This is a genomic window from Azohydromonas caseinilytica (assembly GCF_012927045.1).
GTDB classification, from domain to species: Bacteria; Pseudomonadota; Gammaproteobacteria; order Burkholderiales; family Burkholderiaceae_C; genus Azohydromonas; species Azohydromonas caseinilytica.
Window position 1 is genome coordinate 156,771 of the sequence record NZ_JABBFW010000011.1, and the last position, 14,577, is coordinate 171,347.

Genomic DNA, 14,577 nt, shown 5'->3' on the forward strand with positions numbered 1-14,577 from the left:
TGGGCCGCGGGCGTCGTCAATGGGTATCAAGGGGAAGGCGGAGATGCGGGAGGATGCTCGCGGCGAGCAATCACTACGCCCAGGAGCACATGCGGGCGCCTATTGTCTCGCGCGCATCCGGGGCGGCATGCCGGCACGGGAGGCCTCCGGGACAAAACAAAGCGGCCGGTACCTCGCGGTACCGGCCGTTCAAGCGCGAGCGCCTCGCCTCGCGCGTCCCCTGGGTCACATCAGTTGTTGATCGGGCGGGTCGCGGTGGTCGTTGTCTTGCTCACCGGCGTGGTGAGCTCGACCATCAGCCTGCCGCTGCCGCTGCTCGGGCAACCCACCACGAATTCGTAGACCGGCTGCGGCGTGGGGTTGCCTACCTTGAGCACGTAGTTGTTGACCTTGATCTCCGCGGGCGCCACCGGCGCGCTGACCACGCCGAACAGCGCCGACACCCTGATCGTCGAGCCGGCCGGCATGGGGTTGCCGTTGAGGTCCCGGGCATGGAAGCGCACCGTCATCGCGCCGCCGACAGGGCAGGTGAACTTGTCCGACAGGAACTCGAAGTTCGCCTCGCGGCCCGAGAAGAACTGCACCAGCTGGTCGGAGACGTACAGCGTCGGGGCCGCGCCGGACTGCAGCGGGCTGCGCAGCACGCCGTTGTACTTGCCGTCACCCGGCGTGTTGCACCGGCCGCTGGCGTTGGGGCCGACGCAGGGCTCGCCGCCGGTGTAGGTGCCGCTCTCGTCATCGTCGCGGTAGATGTCGCGCGGCAGGTCATGCCCCTTCGGGACATCGGTTCTCACGCCAGGCCGCAGGAATTCAGGGCCCGTCAGATCGTCGCAGTTGTCGCAACGGTTGTTGCCGTTGTCGTCGTGGAAGTCCTCCTCTCCCAGCGCGTAGGCCATGACGGTGATGCGTCCGCGGCGGCTGAACTTGCCGGGCTCGACGTCGGCCGGGGCGGTGTACGGCTCGGTGGGGCGGGGGTTGGCCGAGCGCAGCTTGACGCTGCACATGCCCGAGCCCGGACCCTGCCGCGAGTTGGTGGACTGGCCCAGCGGCGTGGTGGATTCCAGCAGCTGCCCGGTGATGCACGAGGCCTGGATGTTGCCGCCCTCGGTGGTGAAGTTCACCGCGGTGCCGTCCGGGGCGGGGTTGCCGAAGTGGTCAGCCAGCTGCGCCGTGACGATGGAGCACTCGTCCTGGTCGTAGTCCCAGCCCTCGCAATTGCCGATGGCCGTGGACAGCGAGAAGCGGCTCTGCACCGGCACGCCCGTGGAGACCACCAGCACGTTGGACAGGGTCGAGATGGCCGGATTCGTGCCGCGCACCGTGGCCTTGACGCGCACCGAGGTCGGGATGGTGCCGCCGGTCACCAGCGTGGTGACGGTGCCGTCGGCGCTGGACGTGGCGCTGGCCGGGTTGAAGCGCAACCCGCCGGTGGTGCTGGCCTGCGCGCCCTCGCGGTCGGCGAAGGCGAAGTCCACGGCCGTGCCGCTGACGGGGTTGCCCGTGGTGTCGAACAGCCTGAAGCGCAGCGTCGCGAACTCCTGCCGTCCCGCGCCGCCCGTGCCCACCAGCGCGATGTTGGTGGTGTCGGACGCAACGAAGGTCAGCGAGCCCGGCGCGGCCGGCAGCACGTCGATGGCGCCGGTCTGCGTGACGGTGGTGTCGCCCAGCGTCACGGCGGCGGTGATGACGTCGCGCACGCCGCAGCCGCGGTCGGAGTAGCTGGCCCGGGCCACGCCGTTCTGCGTCGTCACCGGCGAGCCGATCGCGGCCTTGCCCGCGCTCACGCAGGGCGAAGTGAAACTCACCTGCAGCGGCGCGGTGTAGGGCTGGCCGTCGCTGGTGACGCTGACGCTGATGCTGGCATTGCCGCCGGCTTGCAGCCTGGCGGGCTCGGGCACCAAGGCGCTCAATGCCAGTTGCGGGAACTTGACGGCGTAGGACGTGGAAGCGCTCAGCACCGAGCCCTTGACGCTGGCCGAGGCCGTGGCGGAGAAGCCGCCGGCGTTCGCGCCCGCGGGCAGCCCGATGCGCGCCACGCCGTTGGCGTCGGTGGTGGCGGTGCCCGAGGCGGGCACCAGCTTGACCTGGTCGGTGGTGCTGAAGCTGACGACGGTGTTGACCACCGGCTTGCCGTCCCAGTTCTTCACCGTGGCCACCAGCGTGCCGGCCCGGTCGGGCGAGAGCTGCGCCAGCGCTGCGCCGGCGCCATCGACCAGCACCAGGCTCATCGTGGCGTTGCACGCCTGAGGGTTGGCCATGGTGGGCGTGCAGCTGGCGCTGTCGCTTCCGCTCCCGCTGGAGCCCCCTCCCCCACCGCCGCAGCCCACCAGCGAAGCCAGCATCACCGCCGCGATTGCCAGTTTGAATCTCATGTTCGATGTCCCAGGTTCTCGGGCACTGCGGCCCTTCGGATGGCCCGCCCTCATGGACGGTTGCTCTGGTGACCATCCTATGAACCAGGGATAGCAGTCACATGAGAATTTCTGCGAATGCGGGTAGTTGTTTTGTCATGGGTGTGGCAGGCGGGGTGTCCTGGCAACCCCTAAAACGAAACCGCCGCGGCGATGCCACCGCGGCGGTTGATGGGTGGGCTCGGGACGCCTGGGCGGGCATGCGGTCCCCCAGGCAGCGCGGGCTGGGCTGCCCCGGCTCAGCCCCGCTTGGCCACCAGCGTCAGGATGTCGTAGCTCGCCACCAGCTCGCCGTGCTGGTTGGTGACCTGCACGTCCCAAGCCACCACGCCCTGCCCCTGGCCCTTGGCATCCGTCTTGTTGCGGTCGATCTTGCGCTTGGCGGTGAGCCGCGCCTGGATGGTGTCGCCGATGGCCACGGGCTTCACGAAGCGCAGCGTGTCCAGCCCGTAGTTGGCCAGCACCGGCCCCGGTGCCGGCGACACGAAGAGGCCTGCCGCCGCCGACAGCACGAAGTAGCCGTGCGCGATGCGCTGGCCGAAGGCCGTGTCCTTGGCCGCGATCGCGTCGAAGTGCATGTAGAAGAAGTCGCCCGAGATGCCGCCGAAGGCGACGATGTCGGCGTCCGTCACCGTGCGGCGGTGCGTCAGCAGCGAGTCGCCGATCTGCAGGTCCTCGAAGTGGCGGCGGAACGGGTGCACCTCGCTCTCGTTGACCTTGCCCCCGCGCACGTACTCGCCGGTGACGGCGCTGAGCATGGTGGGCGAGCCCTGCACCGCCGCGCGCTGCAGGTTGTGCTTGACCGCGCGCAGGCCGCCGAGCTCCTCGCCGCCGCCGGCGCGCCCCGGGCCGCCGTGCTTGAGCGGCGGCAGCGGCGAGCCGTGGCCGGTGGACTCCTTGGCCGCCTCGCGGTCCAGCACCAGCAGCCGCCCGTGCAGCGCCGCGGCCACGGGGATGAACTTCGCCGCCGTGGCCGGGTCCTTGGTCACCAGCGTGCCCACCAGGGAGCCGCGGCCGCGCGCGGCCAGCGCCAGCGCCTCGTCCAGGCCCTCGTAGGGCATGAGCGTGCTCACCGGGCCGAAGGCCTCCACGTCGTGCACGGCCTCGTGGTTCATGGGATCGCGGCTGAGCAGCAGCGTGGGCGCGAAGAAGGCGCCTTCCGCGACGCCCTCGCCCTGGGGGCTGAAGCCGTCGCGCTCGCCATACACCACTTCGGCGCCCTGCATCAGCTTGTCTACCTGTGCGCGCACGTCGGACTGCTGGCTGTGCGAGGCCAGCGCGCCCATGCGCACGCCCTCGATGGCCGGGTCGCCCACGGTAGTCTTGCGCAGGCGCTCGCGCAGCGCCCCGGCCACCGCGTCCACCAGGCCGCGCGGCACGATGGCGCGGCGGATGGCGGTGCACTTCTGGCCGGCCTTCACCGTCATCTCGCGCGCCACCTCCTTGACGAAGAGCTGGAACTCCTCGTCGTCGGGCGTCACGTCGGGCGCGAGCACGGCGCAGTTGAGCGAGTCGGCCTCGGCGTTGAAAGGCACCGAGTGGCGGATGAGGTTGGGATGCACGCGCAACTTGGCGGCGGTGTCGGCCGAGCCGGTGAAGGTCACCATGTCCGAGCCTTCGAGCCGGTCCAGCAGGTCGCCGGTGCCGCCGATGACCAGCTGCAGCGCGCCCGCGGGCAGCAGCCCCGAGCGCTCGATGAGCCGGATCAGCGCCTCGGTGACGAAGCTCGTGGCCGTGGCCGGCTTGCCGATGCAGGGCATGCCCGCCAGGAAGCTGGGCGCGAACTTCTCCAGCAGGCCCCAGATCGGGAAGTTGAAGGCGTTGATGTGCACCGCCACGCCGCCGCGCGGCACCAGGATGTGCGTGCCGGCGAAGTGGCCCTGCTTGCCCAGCGGAATGGCCGGCCCCTCGTGCAGCAGGTTGCCCGAGGGCAGCTCGTTGCTGCCGATGCTGGCGTAGGCGAACAGCGTGCCGGTGCCGCCTTCCACGTCGATCCAGCTGTCGCTGCGGGTGGCGCCGGTGTGGGCGGAAATCGCGTACAGCTCTTCCTTGTGCTCGTTCAGGTACTTGGCCAGCGCCTTCAGGATGGCCGAGCGCTTCTGGAAATCCAGCGCCAGCAGGCTCCTCAGGCCCGTGCCGCGCGCGTAGGCCACGGCCTCGCCGAAGTCCAGGCGCTCGGCATGCGTGGCCGCCACCGGGCGGCCGTTGACGGCGCTGCGCAACTGCTGCGCGGCCTCCTGGCCGATCCAGCGGCCGGCGATGAAGCTTTGGAGGATGGGGGTCATGAATGGGTCTCCTTGAACGGGTCCGTCAGGCCGCCTTCTTAGCGCCCAGGCCCAGGTACGTGTCGATGATCCGGCGGTCGTGCATCAGCTCCTGCGCGTCGCCGCTGAGCGCCACGGCGCCCATCTCCAGCACGTAGGCGCGGTCAGCCACCTGCAGCGCCGCGCGCGCGTTCTGCTCCACCAGCAGCACCGACACGCCCAACTGCCGCAGCGAGGCCACGATGCGCAGCACCTCGCGCACGATCAGCGGCGCCAGGCCCAGCGAGGGCTCGTCGAGCATGAGCAGGCGCGGGCGCGCCATGAGCGCGCGGCCGATGGCCAGCATCTGGCGCTCGCCGCCGGACAGCGTCCCCGACATCTGCGCGCGGCGCTCGTGCAGGCGCGGGAACAGCTCGAACACCTCCTGCATGCGCGCCTTCTGGTCGCGCTGGCCGCGGCGCCAGCGCGAGAAGCCCCCCAGCAGCAGGTTGTCCTCCACCGACATCTCGCTGAACAGCTCGCGCTTCTCGGGCACCAGCGCCACGCCCTGCGCCACCATCTTCTCCACCGTGGGCCGCGCGATGCGCTCGCCGCTCAGCAGCAGCTCGCCGCGCGAGGGCAGCAGGCCCATGGCGGCCGACAGCAGCGTGGTCTTGCCCGCGCCGTTGGGGCCGATGACGGTGACGATCTCGCCCTGCTTCACCGTGAGGTTGACGCGGTGCACCGCCTCGACCTCGCCGTAGGAGACGCACAGCTCGCGCAGCTCCAGCAGTGTTGCGTTGCCGCTCATGCCGCCACCCCCAGGTCGTCGCCGCCGCCCAGGTAGGCATCCAGCACGCGCTGGTTGCCCTGGATCTGCGCCGGCGTGCCCTCGGCGATGACGGTGCCGAACTCCAGCACCGTGATGCGGTCGGCCAGATTCATCACGAACTCCATGTCGTGCTCCACCACCAGGATGCCCAGGCCTTCGGCCCGGAGTTGATCAAGCAACTTCGCCAGCGCCTGCTTCTCCAGGTGGCGCAGGCCCGCCGCGGGCTCGTCGAGCAGCAGCACCGCGGGCTGGCTCGCCAGCGCGCGGGCGATCTCCACGATGCGCTGCTGCCCCAGCGCCAGCGAGGCCGCCGGCGTGTCGGCATGCGCGGCCAGGCCGCAGCGCTCGATCTGGCGCCGCGCCTCGGCCAGCACCGACGCCTCCTCGGCGCGGTCCAGCCGCAGCATCGAGGCGATCCAGCCGCGGTGGGCGCGCCGGTGCGCGCCGACCGCGACGTTCTCCAGCACCGTACGCTGCCCCAGCAGCCGCACATGCTGGAAGCTGCGCGACAGGCCCAGGGCCGCGAACTCGCGCGAGGGCTTGCCGGCCATGGGCTTGCCCATGAGCCGCACCTCGCCCGTGGTGGGATCGTCCACGCCCGAGATCATGTTGAAGAAGGTGCTCTTGCCCGCGCCGTTGGGGCCGATGAGCGCCAGCACCTCGCCGGCGCGCACCGTGAGGTTGACGGCGTTGTTGGCCACCAGCCCGCCGAAGCGCTTGGTCACCTCGCGCGCCTCCAGTACCACCTGGCCGCGCGGCGGCAGCGGCCGCGCGGGCAGCGGCGCGGCCGCGGGCAGCACCGAGGGCGCGGGCCGCACCCAGCGCCGAGCCAGCGCCGCCAGCTGCGGCCACAGCCCGTCGGCGAAGCGCTGCAGCACCACCAGCATCAGCAGGCCGAAGACGATCACCTCGAAGTTGCCGCTGCTGCCCAGCAGGCGCGGCAGCCAGTCCTGCAGCTGCTCCTTGAGCAGCGTGATCAGCGCCGCGCCCAGCACCGCGCCCCACAGGTGCCCGGCGCCGCCCACCACCGCCATGAACAGGTACTCGATGCCGATGTTGAGGTTGAAGGGCGTGGGGTTCACGAAGCGCTGCAGGTGCGCGTACAACCAGCCGGAGACGGCCGCCAACAGCGCCGCCAGCACGAACACCTTGATGCGGTAGCGCGCGGTGTCCACGCCCATGGACTCGGCCATCACGCGCCCGCCCTTGAGCGCGCGGATGGCGCGGCCCTCGCGCGAATCGAGCAGGTTGTGCAGCGCCCACAGCGCCAGCAGCAGCACGGCCCAGATCAGCAGGCCCAGCACCCGCGGCGAGGCCAGCGAGAAGCCCGCCACCACCAGCGGCGGCACGCCGGCGAGGCCGGTGTGGCCGCCCAGCACCTCCAGGTTGCCGAACAGGAAGTACAGGCTCAGCCCCCACGCGATGGTGCCCAGCGGCAGGTAGTGGCCCGACAGCCGCAGCGTGATCGCGCCCAGGAACCAGGCCACGGCAAAGGTCAGCGCCAGGCCCAGGGCCAGGCCGGCCCACGGCAGCAGCGCCGGCGGCAGGCCGCCCAGCCACTGGGCCGCCTGCGCCGAGGTGCAGACCCAGGCCGTGGCATAGGCGCCCACGCCCACGAAGGCGGCCTGGCCGAAGCTGGTCATGCCGCCCACGCCGGTGAGCATCACCAGCCCCAGCGCCACCAGCGCGTACAGGCCGATGTAGTTGAGCAGCGTGACGCTGAACTCGGGCAGGAAGCCCCAGGACGCCAGCAGCAGCGCCACGGCCGCCAGCACCACGTGGCGCGTGTTGAGGCCCCGCGACGGAGCGGAGGCCGCCGCGGCGGGCACGGATGCGGCCTGGGCCGCCTTCGAGGCGCCGCCCGGCACGGGGTCGGACACGGTGTGGGACATGGTCACTCCTCGTCCTCCACATGGTGGCTGCGCAGGCTGCGCCACCACAGCACCGGGATGATCAGCGTGAACACCAGCACCTCCTTGAAGGCGCTGGACCAGAACGATGCGAAGGCTTCCAGCTGGCCCACGAGCAGCGCGCCGGCCAGCGCCAGCGGGTAGCTCGCCAGGCCTCCCACGATGGCGGCGACGAAGCCCTTGAGGCCGATGAGAAAGCCGGTGTCGTAGTAGACGGTGGTGATGGGTGCCACCAGCAGCCCCGCCACCGCACCGATGAGCGCGGCGAAGGCGAAGCACACGTCACCCGAGAGCTCGGTGGGAATGCCCATGAGCCGCGCGCCCACGCGGTTCATGGCCGTGGCGCGCAGCGCCTTGCCGACGATGGAGCGCTCGAAGAACACGAACATCGCCACCACCAGTGCCAGCGCCGTGCCCACCACCACCAGCGACTGGCCGGTGATGCTCAAGCCGCCCAGGTCCAGGCGCAGCTCGGAGAAGGCGGCGGTGCGCGAGCCCTCGGCGCCAAAGAACAGCAGGCCCAGGCCCACCATCACGCCGTGCAGCGCCACCGACACGATCAGCAGCATCAGCACGCTGGCGCGCGCCAGCGGCCGGTAGGCCAGCCGGTACAGCAGCGGGCCCAGCGGCGTGATCAGCAGCAGCGTGGCCACGGCCTGCAGCGCCTGCCCTTCGGGCTTGAGCGCCACCAGCGCCGCGGCCGCCGCCGGGCAGGCCACGCACCAGACCAGCGTCGAGCGCCAGTCCACCGCGGCGCCGCGCTGCGCGCGCCAGGCCTCCACCGCCAGCACCACCGCGGCCAGCGCCAGCAGCAGCCACAGGCTGGCCGGCGCGCGGCCGCTTTGCAGCATGGCCATGGACAGCGCCGCGAAGGCGACGAACTCGCCCTGCGGAATGAAGATCACGCGCGTGACCGAGAACACCAGCACCAGGGCCAGTGCCATGAGTCCGTAGACGGCACCGTTGACGATGCCGTCCTGCCCCAGCAAGAGGGCGATTTGTAGGTCCATGAGGGTCGGATTCCCGTAGGGGGATTACGGCTTCGTCACGCCGTGAGCCTGGGCAGCCCGCTCTCTACTTCGTCATCCCCGCGCAGGCGGGGACCCAGGCGGTCCCACGCCAAAGCGTGAGCGCCCATGCAGGCAAAAGAGACCCCAAGCACTGGCACGCTGACTCATACGGCAATGGCTGGCTCGGGGACCGCCTGGGTTCCCGCCTTCGCGGGAATGACGGAGTGGTAACTGGCACGCGCTCCAGCCCACTGGGGGCAACGATCAGTGACTCAAGGCTGCGTGGCCGGCTGGTACTTCCAGGCACCGTTCTCGATCTTGACCATCACGCGCGCGCGCTGGTCCAGACCCAGGTGGTCGTTGGCGGACATGGTGAAGATGCCGTGCGCGCCCGCCACTTCCTTGGACGACTCCAGCGCGTCGCGCAGCGCGCTGCGGAACTCCGGCGTGCCGGGCTGCGCCTTCTTCAGCGCCGCGGGCACGGCCGCGGCCATCAGCAGCCCGGCGTCCCAGGCGTGCGCGCCGAAGGTGGAGACGCTGCCCTTGCCATGCGCGGCCTCGTAGGTGGCCACGTAGGCCTGGGCGCTCTTCTTCACCGGGTGCGTGGCCGGGAGCTGGTCGGCCACCAGCACCGGGCCGGCGGGCAGCAGCGTGCCTTCCACGTCCTTGCCGCCCACGCGCAGGAAGTCGGCGTTGGCCACGCCGTGCGTCTGGTAGACCTTGCCGTTGAAGCCGCGCTCCTTGAGCGTCTTCTGCGGCAGCGCCGCGGGCGTGCCCGAGCCGGCGATCAGCACCGCGTCGGGCCGCGCCGACATGATCTTGAGCGCCTGGCCGGTGACGGAGGTGTCGGTGCGCGCGTAACGTTCGTTGGCGACGATCTTGAGCTTCTTGAGCGCCGCGGCCTTGCTGAACTCCTGGTACCAGCCCTCGCCGTAGGCGTCGGAGAAGCCAATGAAGGCCACGTTCTGCACGCCCGCGGCGGCCATGTGCTCGGCGATGGCCAGCGACATCATGATGTCGTTCTGCGGCGTCTTGAACACCCACTTGCGCTTGGCATCCATGGGCTCGACGATGCGCGCCGACGCGGCCATGGAGATCATGGGCGTCTGCGACTCGGCGGCCACGTCGATCATGGCCAGCGAGTTCGGCGTGGTGGTGGAGCCCAGCAGCACGTCCACCTTGTGCTCGCTCACGAGCTTGCGGGCGTTGGAGACCGCCGCCGTGGTGTCCGAGGCGTCATCGAGCACGATGTAGTTGACCTTCTGCCCGGCGATGGTCTTGGGCATCAGCGCCACCGTGTTCTTCTCCGGGATGCCCAGCGAGGCCGCCGGGCCGGTGGCCGAGAGCGTGACGCCGACGTTGATGTCGGCCTGCGCCAGCGTGGCCGCCAGCAGCGCGGCCGCGGCAGCGACGAGTTTGAAGCTCTTGCTCATGTGTTGTCTCCTTCGGTGGATGTGGCCTCCGCGCGCGCAGGGCGCCGGCGCGGGGCCGTCTTGGTGCTTTTGTAGGAAATGGTCGTGACATCGGGCGCCCTGACCGCCGGCACGCCGCCGACGAGCAGGTCCGCCACGATGGAGCCCATGGTCTCATGGGTGAGCTCACCCTCGGGCCGAAGCCAGGTGAACATCCAGTTGATCATGCCAAAAAGTAACATGGTCAACGGCTTGACCAGCCCGGCGACGTCCTGCTCGGGATGCCACTGCGCCAGCGCCGCCGCGAAGCCGGCCGTGACGCGGCGCTGCATGGCGCGGATGCGCTCGCAGTCCTTGGGGTCGAGAAAGCGCACGTCGTCGGTGAGCACGCGGTGCGCGTGCTGCGCATGCGCGTACTCGCGCATGATGCGCGCCACCAGCTCGCGCACGCGCGCCTCGGGCTCCAGCGGCTGGGCCTGCACGTCCTCCACCATCGCCACCAGCCGCGCCACATGGCCTTCGGCGATCTCCACCAGCAGGCTGTACTTGTCGCGGTAGTAGTGGTAGAGCGTGGCCTTGGACAGGCCCGCGGCCTCGGCCACCTGGTTCATGGAGGTGGCCGGATAGCCGCGGTTGGCAAACAGCTCCGCCGCCCGCGCGAGGATCATCTCGCGCTGGTCTTCGTAGTTGGCGGCGCGTCCGCGGGCCATGCGGGTCTTTCAGCGCTCGTCGAAGGACAGGATCACGCGCTCGGTGAGCGGGTGCGCCTGGCAGGTGAGGATGAAGCCGGCGGCCACCTCGTTCTTGTCCAGCGCGAAGTTGCGCTCCATGCGCACCTCGCCCTCGACCACCTTGGCGCGGCAGGTGCCGCACACGCCCGAGGTGCAGGAAAACGGCACCTCCATGCCGCAGGCCGAGGCCGCATCCAGGATGCTGGGCTGCTGCTTGTGGAACTGGATCTCGCGCCGCAGCCCGTCGCGGATGATGACGATGCGCGCGCTCTCCGCGTCGCCGGGCTGCGCCTCGTGCACCACGGCGTCGGCCTTCGCGTCCGGGGTAGCGGCCTGAGCGACACCGAAGCGCTCGATGTGGATGCGCTCCTCGCTCACGCCCGCGGCCAGCAGCGCGGCCTCGGCCTCGTCGTTCATCTGGAACGGGCCGCAGATGTAGACATGGTCGATGGACGCGGCCGGCACCACACTGCGCAGGAACTCGCCGATCTTGTCGCGGTTCATCAGCCCCATGTTCAGCGGCGCGTCGGTGGGCTCGTCGGAGAACACGTGGTGCAGCACCAGCCGCGACATGTAGCGGTTCTTCAGGTCCTCCAGCTCCTCCTTGAACATGGTGGACTGCAGCGAGCGGTTGCCGTAGATCAGCGTGAACTGAGATCGGGGCTCGCGCGCCAGCACCGTCTTCATGATGGAGAGGATCGGCGTGATGCCGCTGCCGCCGGCGATGCCGACGTGGTGACGCTGCGCTTCGGGCTCGATGGGCACGAAGAAGCGGCCCTGCGGCGCCATGACGCTGATCTCGTCGCCCGGGCGCAGCGAGGTGTTGATCCAGTTGGAGAACACGCCGCCCCGGACCTTGCGCACGCCCACGCGCAGCTCGCCGTCATCGACGCCGGCGCAGATGGAGTAGGAGCGGCGCAGGTCCTGGCCGTCGATGGTCTTGCGCAGCGTCAGGTACTGGCCTTGCGTGAAGCCGAAGACCTCGCGCAGCTCGGGCGGCACGTCGAAGCTGACGACCACGGCCTCGGGGGTGTCGGGAATCACCGCGCGCACCCGCAGCGGATGGAACAGGACGCTCATGGCTCAAATGGGCTTGAAGTGTTCGAAAGGCTCGCGGCAATCCAGGCAACGGTGCAGCGACTTGCAGGCGGTGGCGCCGAAGGCGGACAGCTGCTCGGTGTGCGTGCTGCCGCAGCGCGGGCAGGCCACCGGCGCGATGCGCCGCGGCACCAGGCGGATCGCCACCGGGGCGCCGGGCTCGATGTGGCCGGGCGGCGCGATGCCGTACTCGCGCAGCTTGCGCCGGCCATCCTCGCTGATCCAGTCGGTGGTCCAGGCCGGCGCGCGCTGCAGCTTCAGCTGCACCGGCCCCAGGCCGTCGCGCTCCAGCGCCTCGCGCACGCTCTGCTCGATGACCTCGGTGGCCGGGCAGCCGGAGTAGGTGGGCGTGAGCACCACCTCCAGCGCGTCACCGGCCTCGCGCACGTCGCGCACGATGCCCAGGTCGCACAGCGACAGCGCCGGCACCTCCGGGTCCAGCACGCCGGCCAGCACGTCCCAGGCGCGCTGCACGCGCGCCGGGACGGCCCGTTGCGCGCTCACCAGGCGCCTCCCGGATAGGCCCGTTGCAGGTGCTGCATCTCGGCCAGGATGTAGCCCATGTGCTCGCTGTGCACGCCGCGCTTGCCGGTGCTCATGAAGGACTTGTCCGGCGGCGGCTGCAGCGTGGCTTCCTGCAGCAGCGGCGCGACTTCGGCGTGCCAGTTCGCGCGCAGCTCGGCCCAGCGCGGGCCCAGGCCGTCGGCGGCCGCCTGCTCGTCCACCGCGTCGTCCTCGAACAGCTCGGCCACGTAGGGCCAGAGTTTTTCAAGCGCGGCCTGCATGCGGCGGTGCGACTCGTCGGTGCCGTCGCCCAGGCGCAGCACCCAGTCAGCCGCGTGCTGCTGGTGGTAGCTCGCCTCCTTGACGGCCTTGGCGGCGATGGCGGAGAGCTCCTCGTCGCTGGAGTCGTGCAGCCGCACCCACAGGTGCCGCAGCAGCGTGGAGACGAAGAGGTTGCGTAGCACCGTGAGCGCGAAGTCGCCGGGGCGGCCGTCGCCGTTGGGCAGCTCCACCAGCGTGGGGTTGAAGTAGTCGCGCTCCTCGCGCAGGAAGGCGAGCTGGTCCTCGTCCAGCCCTTGCGCGCTGCCGGCCAGCGTCAGCACCGCGCGCGCCTGGCCCAGCAGGTCCAGCGCCATGTTGGCCAGGGCGATGTCCTCTTCCAGCACCGGCGCGTGGCCGGTCCACTCGCCCAGCCGCTGCGCCAGGATCAGGCAGGTGTCGCCAATGCGCAGCAGGTACTGCTGGCGCGGGTCGCGTTGAAGTTGGATGGATGCCTGCATCGCCGCCTCACATGTGGTCCACCGAGTCCGGCAGCTTGTAGAAGGTGGGATGGCGGTAGACCTTGTCCTCCATCGGGTCGAAGTACATGCCCTTGTCGCCCGGGTCGCTGGCGATGATCTGGTCGCTGCGCACCACCCACACGCTGGAGCCTTCCTGGCGCCGGGTGTAGACGTCGCGCGCCATCTGCAGCGCCATCTGCGGGTCGGCGGCATGCAGGCTGCCGCAATGCTTGTGGTCCAGCCCGGCGCGGCTGCGCACGAACACTTCCCACAGCGGCCATTCGTTTTGGGTACCGGTACTCATCATGTGTCTCCTCGCGGGGTGTCGTGGCTCAGGCGGCCTTGGGCTGGCGCTGCGCCTGCTTGTCGGCATGGGCCAGCGCGGCCTCGCGCACCCAGGCGCCCTCTTCCCAGGCCTTCACGCGCGCGGCCAGGCGCTCGCGGTTGCAGGGGCCGTTGCCGTTGACCACGTTCCAGAACTCGTCCCAGTCGATGGTGCCGAAGTCCCAGTGGCCGCGTTCCTCGTTCCACTTCAGGTCGGGGTCGGGCAGCGTCACGCCCAGCACCTTGGCCTGCTCGACGGTGGCGTCCACGAACTTCTGGCGCAGCTCGTCGTTGGAGACGCGCTTGATGCCCCAGCGCATGCCCTGCGCGGTGTTGGGCGACTGGTCGTCGGGCGGGCCGAACATCATCAGGCACGGCCACCACCAGCGGTTCACCGCGTCCTGCACCATGGCCTTCTGTGCCTCGGTGCCGTTTTGCATCATCACCAGCAGCGAATCGAAGCCCTGGCGCTGATGGAAACTTTCCTCGCGGCAGATGCGGATCATGGCCCGCGCATAGGGCGCGTAGGAGCAGCGGCAGATCGGCACCTGGTTCATGATGGCTGCGCCGTCAACCAGCCAGCCGATGGTGCCCACGTCGGCCCAGGTCAGCGTCGGGTAGTTGAAGATGGAGCTGTACTTGGCCTTGCCGCTGTGCAGCGCGGCCAGCAGCTCGTCGCGGCTGGTGCCCAGCGTCTCGGCCGCGGCGTAGAGGTACAGGCCGTGGCCGCCCTCGTCCTGCACCTTGGCCAGCAGGATCGCCTTGCGCTTCAAGGTCGGTGCCCGCGAGATCCAGTTGCCCTCGGGCAGCATGCCCACGATCTCCGAATGCGCGTGCTGGCTGATCTGGCGGACGAGCGTGCGGCGGTAGTTCTCCGGCATCCAGTCCTTGGCCTCGATGAAGCCGCCGTCGTCGATGTTGGCATCGAAGCGCTGCAGCAGCGCGCGCTCCTCGACGCTGCGCAGCGTCTTGTCCTCGGGCTCCTTGCCCTGCGTGTCCATGGCTTGGGTGTACATGGCGGTTCCTTGCTTACTTCGGGCGCCGGTCGATGACGCGGCGTGCCTTGCCGGTGAGGGTGCGCTCGATGGAGTCCGGCACCAGCACCTCCACGCGCGTGCTGATGCCCACCAGCGTCTTGATGCGGTGCTGCACCCACTTGGCGATCTCCTCCACCGCCGCCGGCGCCATCACGCCCAGCGCGGGCTGCAGCTCGCAGCGCACCTGCACCTCGTCGAGCAGCCCCTCGCGCATCACCTGCAGCTGGTACTGGCCCGAGAGCTGCGGGTGCTGCAGCACGATCTCCTCGATCTGGGTCGGGAAGAC

Annotated in this window: 12 protein-coding genes and 1 pseudogene; all 13 read right to left on the bottom strand. The window is 70.3% G+C overall.

Going from position 1 to position 14,577, the window contains the following annotated elements:
- Positions 1 to 230 precede the first annotated feature (230 nt).
- A complete protein-coding gene (locus tag HHL10_RS16840) occupies positions 231 to 2,372 on the bottom strand; it encodes an Ig-like domain-containing protein (RefSeq protein WP_169161554.1) in 2,142 nt (713 codons plus the stop codon).
- Between the two features lie 278 nt (positions 2,373 to 2,650).
- A complete protein-coding gene (gene paaZ, locus HHL10_RS16845) occupies positions 2,651 to 4,696 on the bottom strand; it encodes a phenylacetic acid degradation bifunctional protein PaaZ (protein ID WP_169161555.1) in 2,046 nt (681 codons plus the stop codon).
- 25 nt (positions 4,697 to 4,721) lie between these two features.
- Entirely contained in the window at positions 4,722 to 5,465 is a 744-nt protein-coding gene (locus HHL10_RS16850; RefSeq protein WP_169161556.1) for an ABC transporter ATP-binding protein, read from the bottom strand.
- The gene (locus HHL10_RS16855; RefSeq protein WP_169161557.1) at positions 5,462 to 7,378 is read right to left on the bottom strand and encodes a branched-chain amino acid ABC transporter ATP-binding protein/permease; all 1,917 of its coding nucleotides are present in this window, start codon (positions 7,376 to 7,378) and stop codon (positions 5,462 to 5,464) included. The genes HHL10_RS16850 and HHL10_RS16855 overlap by 4 nt, the downstream gene beginning before the upstream one ends.
- A gap of 2 nt (positions 7,379 to 7,380) precedes the next feature.
- Positions 7,381 to 8,406, bottom strand: coding sequence for a branched-chain amino acid ABC transporter permease (locus tag HHL10_RS16860; RefSeq protein WP_169161558.1), 1,026 nt, complete (start codon positions 8,404 to 8,406; stop codon positions 7,381 to 7,383).
- A 272-nt stretch (positions 8,407 to 8,678) separates the two neighbouring features.
- On the bottom strand, positions 8,679 to 9,839 hold the full coding sequence (locus HHL10_RS16865) for an ABC transporter substrate-binding protein (protein ID WP_169161559.1): 1,161 nt from the start codon (positions 9,837 to 9,839) through the stop codon (positions 8,679 to 8,681).
- Positions 9,836 to 10,528: a TetR/AcrR family transcriptional regulator gene (locus HHL10_RS16870; protein WP_169161560.1), complete on the bottom strand. Its 693-nt coding sequence runs from the start codon at positions 10,526 to 10,528 to the stop codon at positions 9,836 to 9,838. Before HHL10_RS16870 ends, HHL10_RS16865 begins: the two co-directional genes overlap by 4 nt.
- A 9-nt stretch (positions 10,529 to 10,537) precedes the next feature.
- On the bottom strand, positions 10,538 to 11,629 hold the full coding sequence (gene paaE / locus HHL10_RS16875) for a 1,2-phenylacetyl-CoA epoxidase subunit PaaE (RefSeq protein ID WP_169161561.1): 1,092 nt from the start codon (positions 11,627 to 11,629) through the stop codon (positions 10,538 to 10,540).
- Positions 11,630 to 11,632: 3 nt separating this feature from the next.
- A complete protein-coding gene (gene paaD, locus HHL10_RS16880) occupies positions 11,633 to 12,151 on the bottom strand; it encodes a 1,2-phenylacetyl-CoA epoxidase subunit PaaD (RefSeq protein WP_310734614.1) in 519 nt (172 codons plus the stop codon).
- The gene (paaC, locus tag HHL10_RS16885; protein WP_169161562.1) at positions 12,148 to 12,930 is read right to left on the bottom strand and encodes a 1,2-phenylacetyl-CoA epoxidase subunit PaaC; all 783 of its coding nucleotides are present in this window, start codon (positions 12,928 to 12,930) and stop codon (positions 12,148 to 12,150) included. Before paaC ends, paaD begins: the two co-directional genes overlap by 4 nt.
- A gap of 7 nt (positions 12,931 to 12,937) precedes the next feature.
- Entirely contained in the window at positions 12,938 to 13,234 is a 297-nt protein-coding gene (gene paaB / locus HHL10_RS16890; protein WP_169161563.1) for a 1,2-phenylacetyl-CoA epoxidase subunit PaaB, read from the bottom strand.
- 28 nt (positions 13,235 to 13,262) lie between these two features.
- Positions 13,263 to 14,270: a 1,2-phenylacetyl-CoA epoxidase subunit PaaA gene (gene paaA, locus HHL10_RS16895; RefSeq protein WP_169161564.1), complete on the bottom strand. Its 1,008-nt coding sequence runs from the start codon at positions 14,268 to 14,270 to the stop codon at positions 13,263 to 13,265.
- A gap of 13 nt (positions 14,271 to 14,283) precedes the next feature.
- A pseudogene (locus HHL10_RS16900) lies at positions 14,284 to 14,577 on the bottom strand (phenylacetate--CoA ligase); the annotation flags it as partial.

Coding starts and splice junctions, on each gene's coding strand:
- paaB (WP_169161563.1), bottom strand. CDS start 13,234: ATGAGTACCGGTACCCAAAACGAATGGCCGCTGTGGGAAGTGTTCGTG.
- paaA (WP_169161564.1), bottom strand. CDS start 14,270: ATGTACACCCAAGCCATGGACACGCAGGGCAAGGAGCCCGAGGACAAG.
- HHL10_RS16855 (WP_169161557.1), bottom strand. CDS start 7,378: ATGTCCCACACCGTGTCCGACCCCGTGCCGGGCGGCGCCTCGAAGGCG.
- paaE (WP_169161561.1), bottom strand. CDS start 11,629: ATGAGCGTCCTGTTCCATCCGCTGCGGGTGCGCGCGGTGATTCCCGAC.
- paaC (WP_169161562.1), bottom strand. CDS start 12,930: ATGCAGGCATCCATCCAACTTCAACGCGACCCGCGCCAGCAGTACCTG.
- HHL10_RS16865 (WP_169161559.1), bottom strand. CDS start 9,839: ATGAGCAAGAGCTTCAAACTCGTCGCTGCCGCGGCCGCGCTGCTGGCG.
- HHL10_RS16870 (WP_169161560.1), bottom strand. CDS start 10,528: ATGGCCCGCGGACGCGCCGCCAACTACGAAGACCAGCGCGAGATGATC.
- paaZ (WP_169161555.1), bottom strand. CDS start 4,696: ATGACCCCCATCCTCCAAAGCTTCATCGCCGGCCGCTGGATCGGCCAG.
- HHL10_RS16850 (WP_169161556.1), bottom strand. CDS start 5,465: ATGAGCGGCAACGCAACACTGCTGGAGCTGCGCGAGCTGTGCGTCTCC.
- HHL10_RS16840 (WP_169161554.1), bottom strand. CDS start 2,372: ATGAGATTCAAACTGGCAATCGCGGCGGTGATGCTGGCTTCGCTGGTG.
- HHL10_RS16860 (WP_169161558.1), bottom strand. CDS start 8,406: ATGGACCTACAAATCGCCCTCTTGCTGGGGCAGGACGGCATCGTCAAC.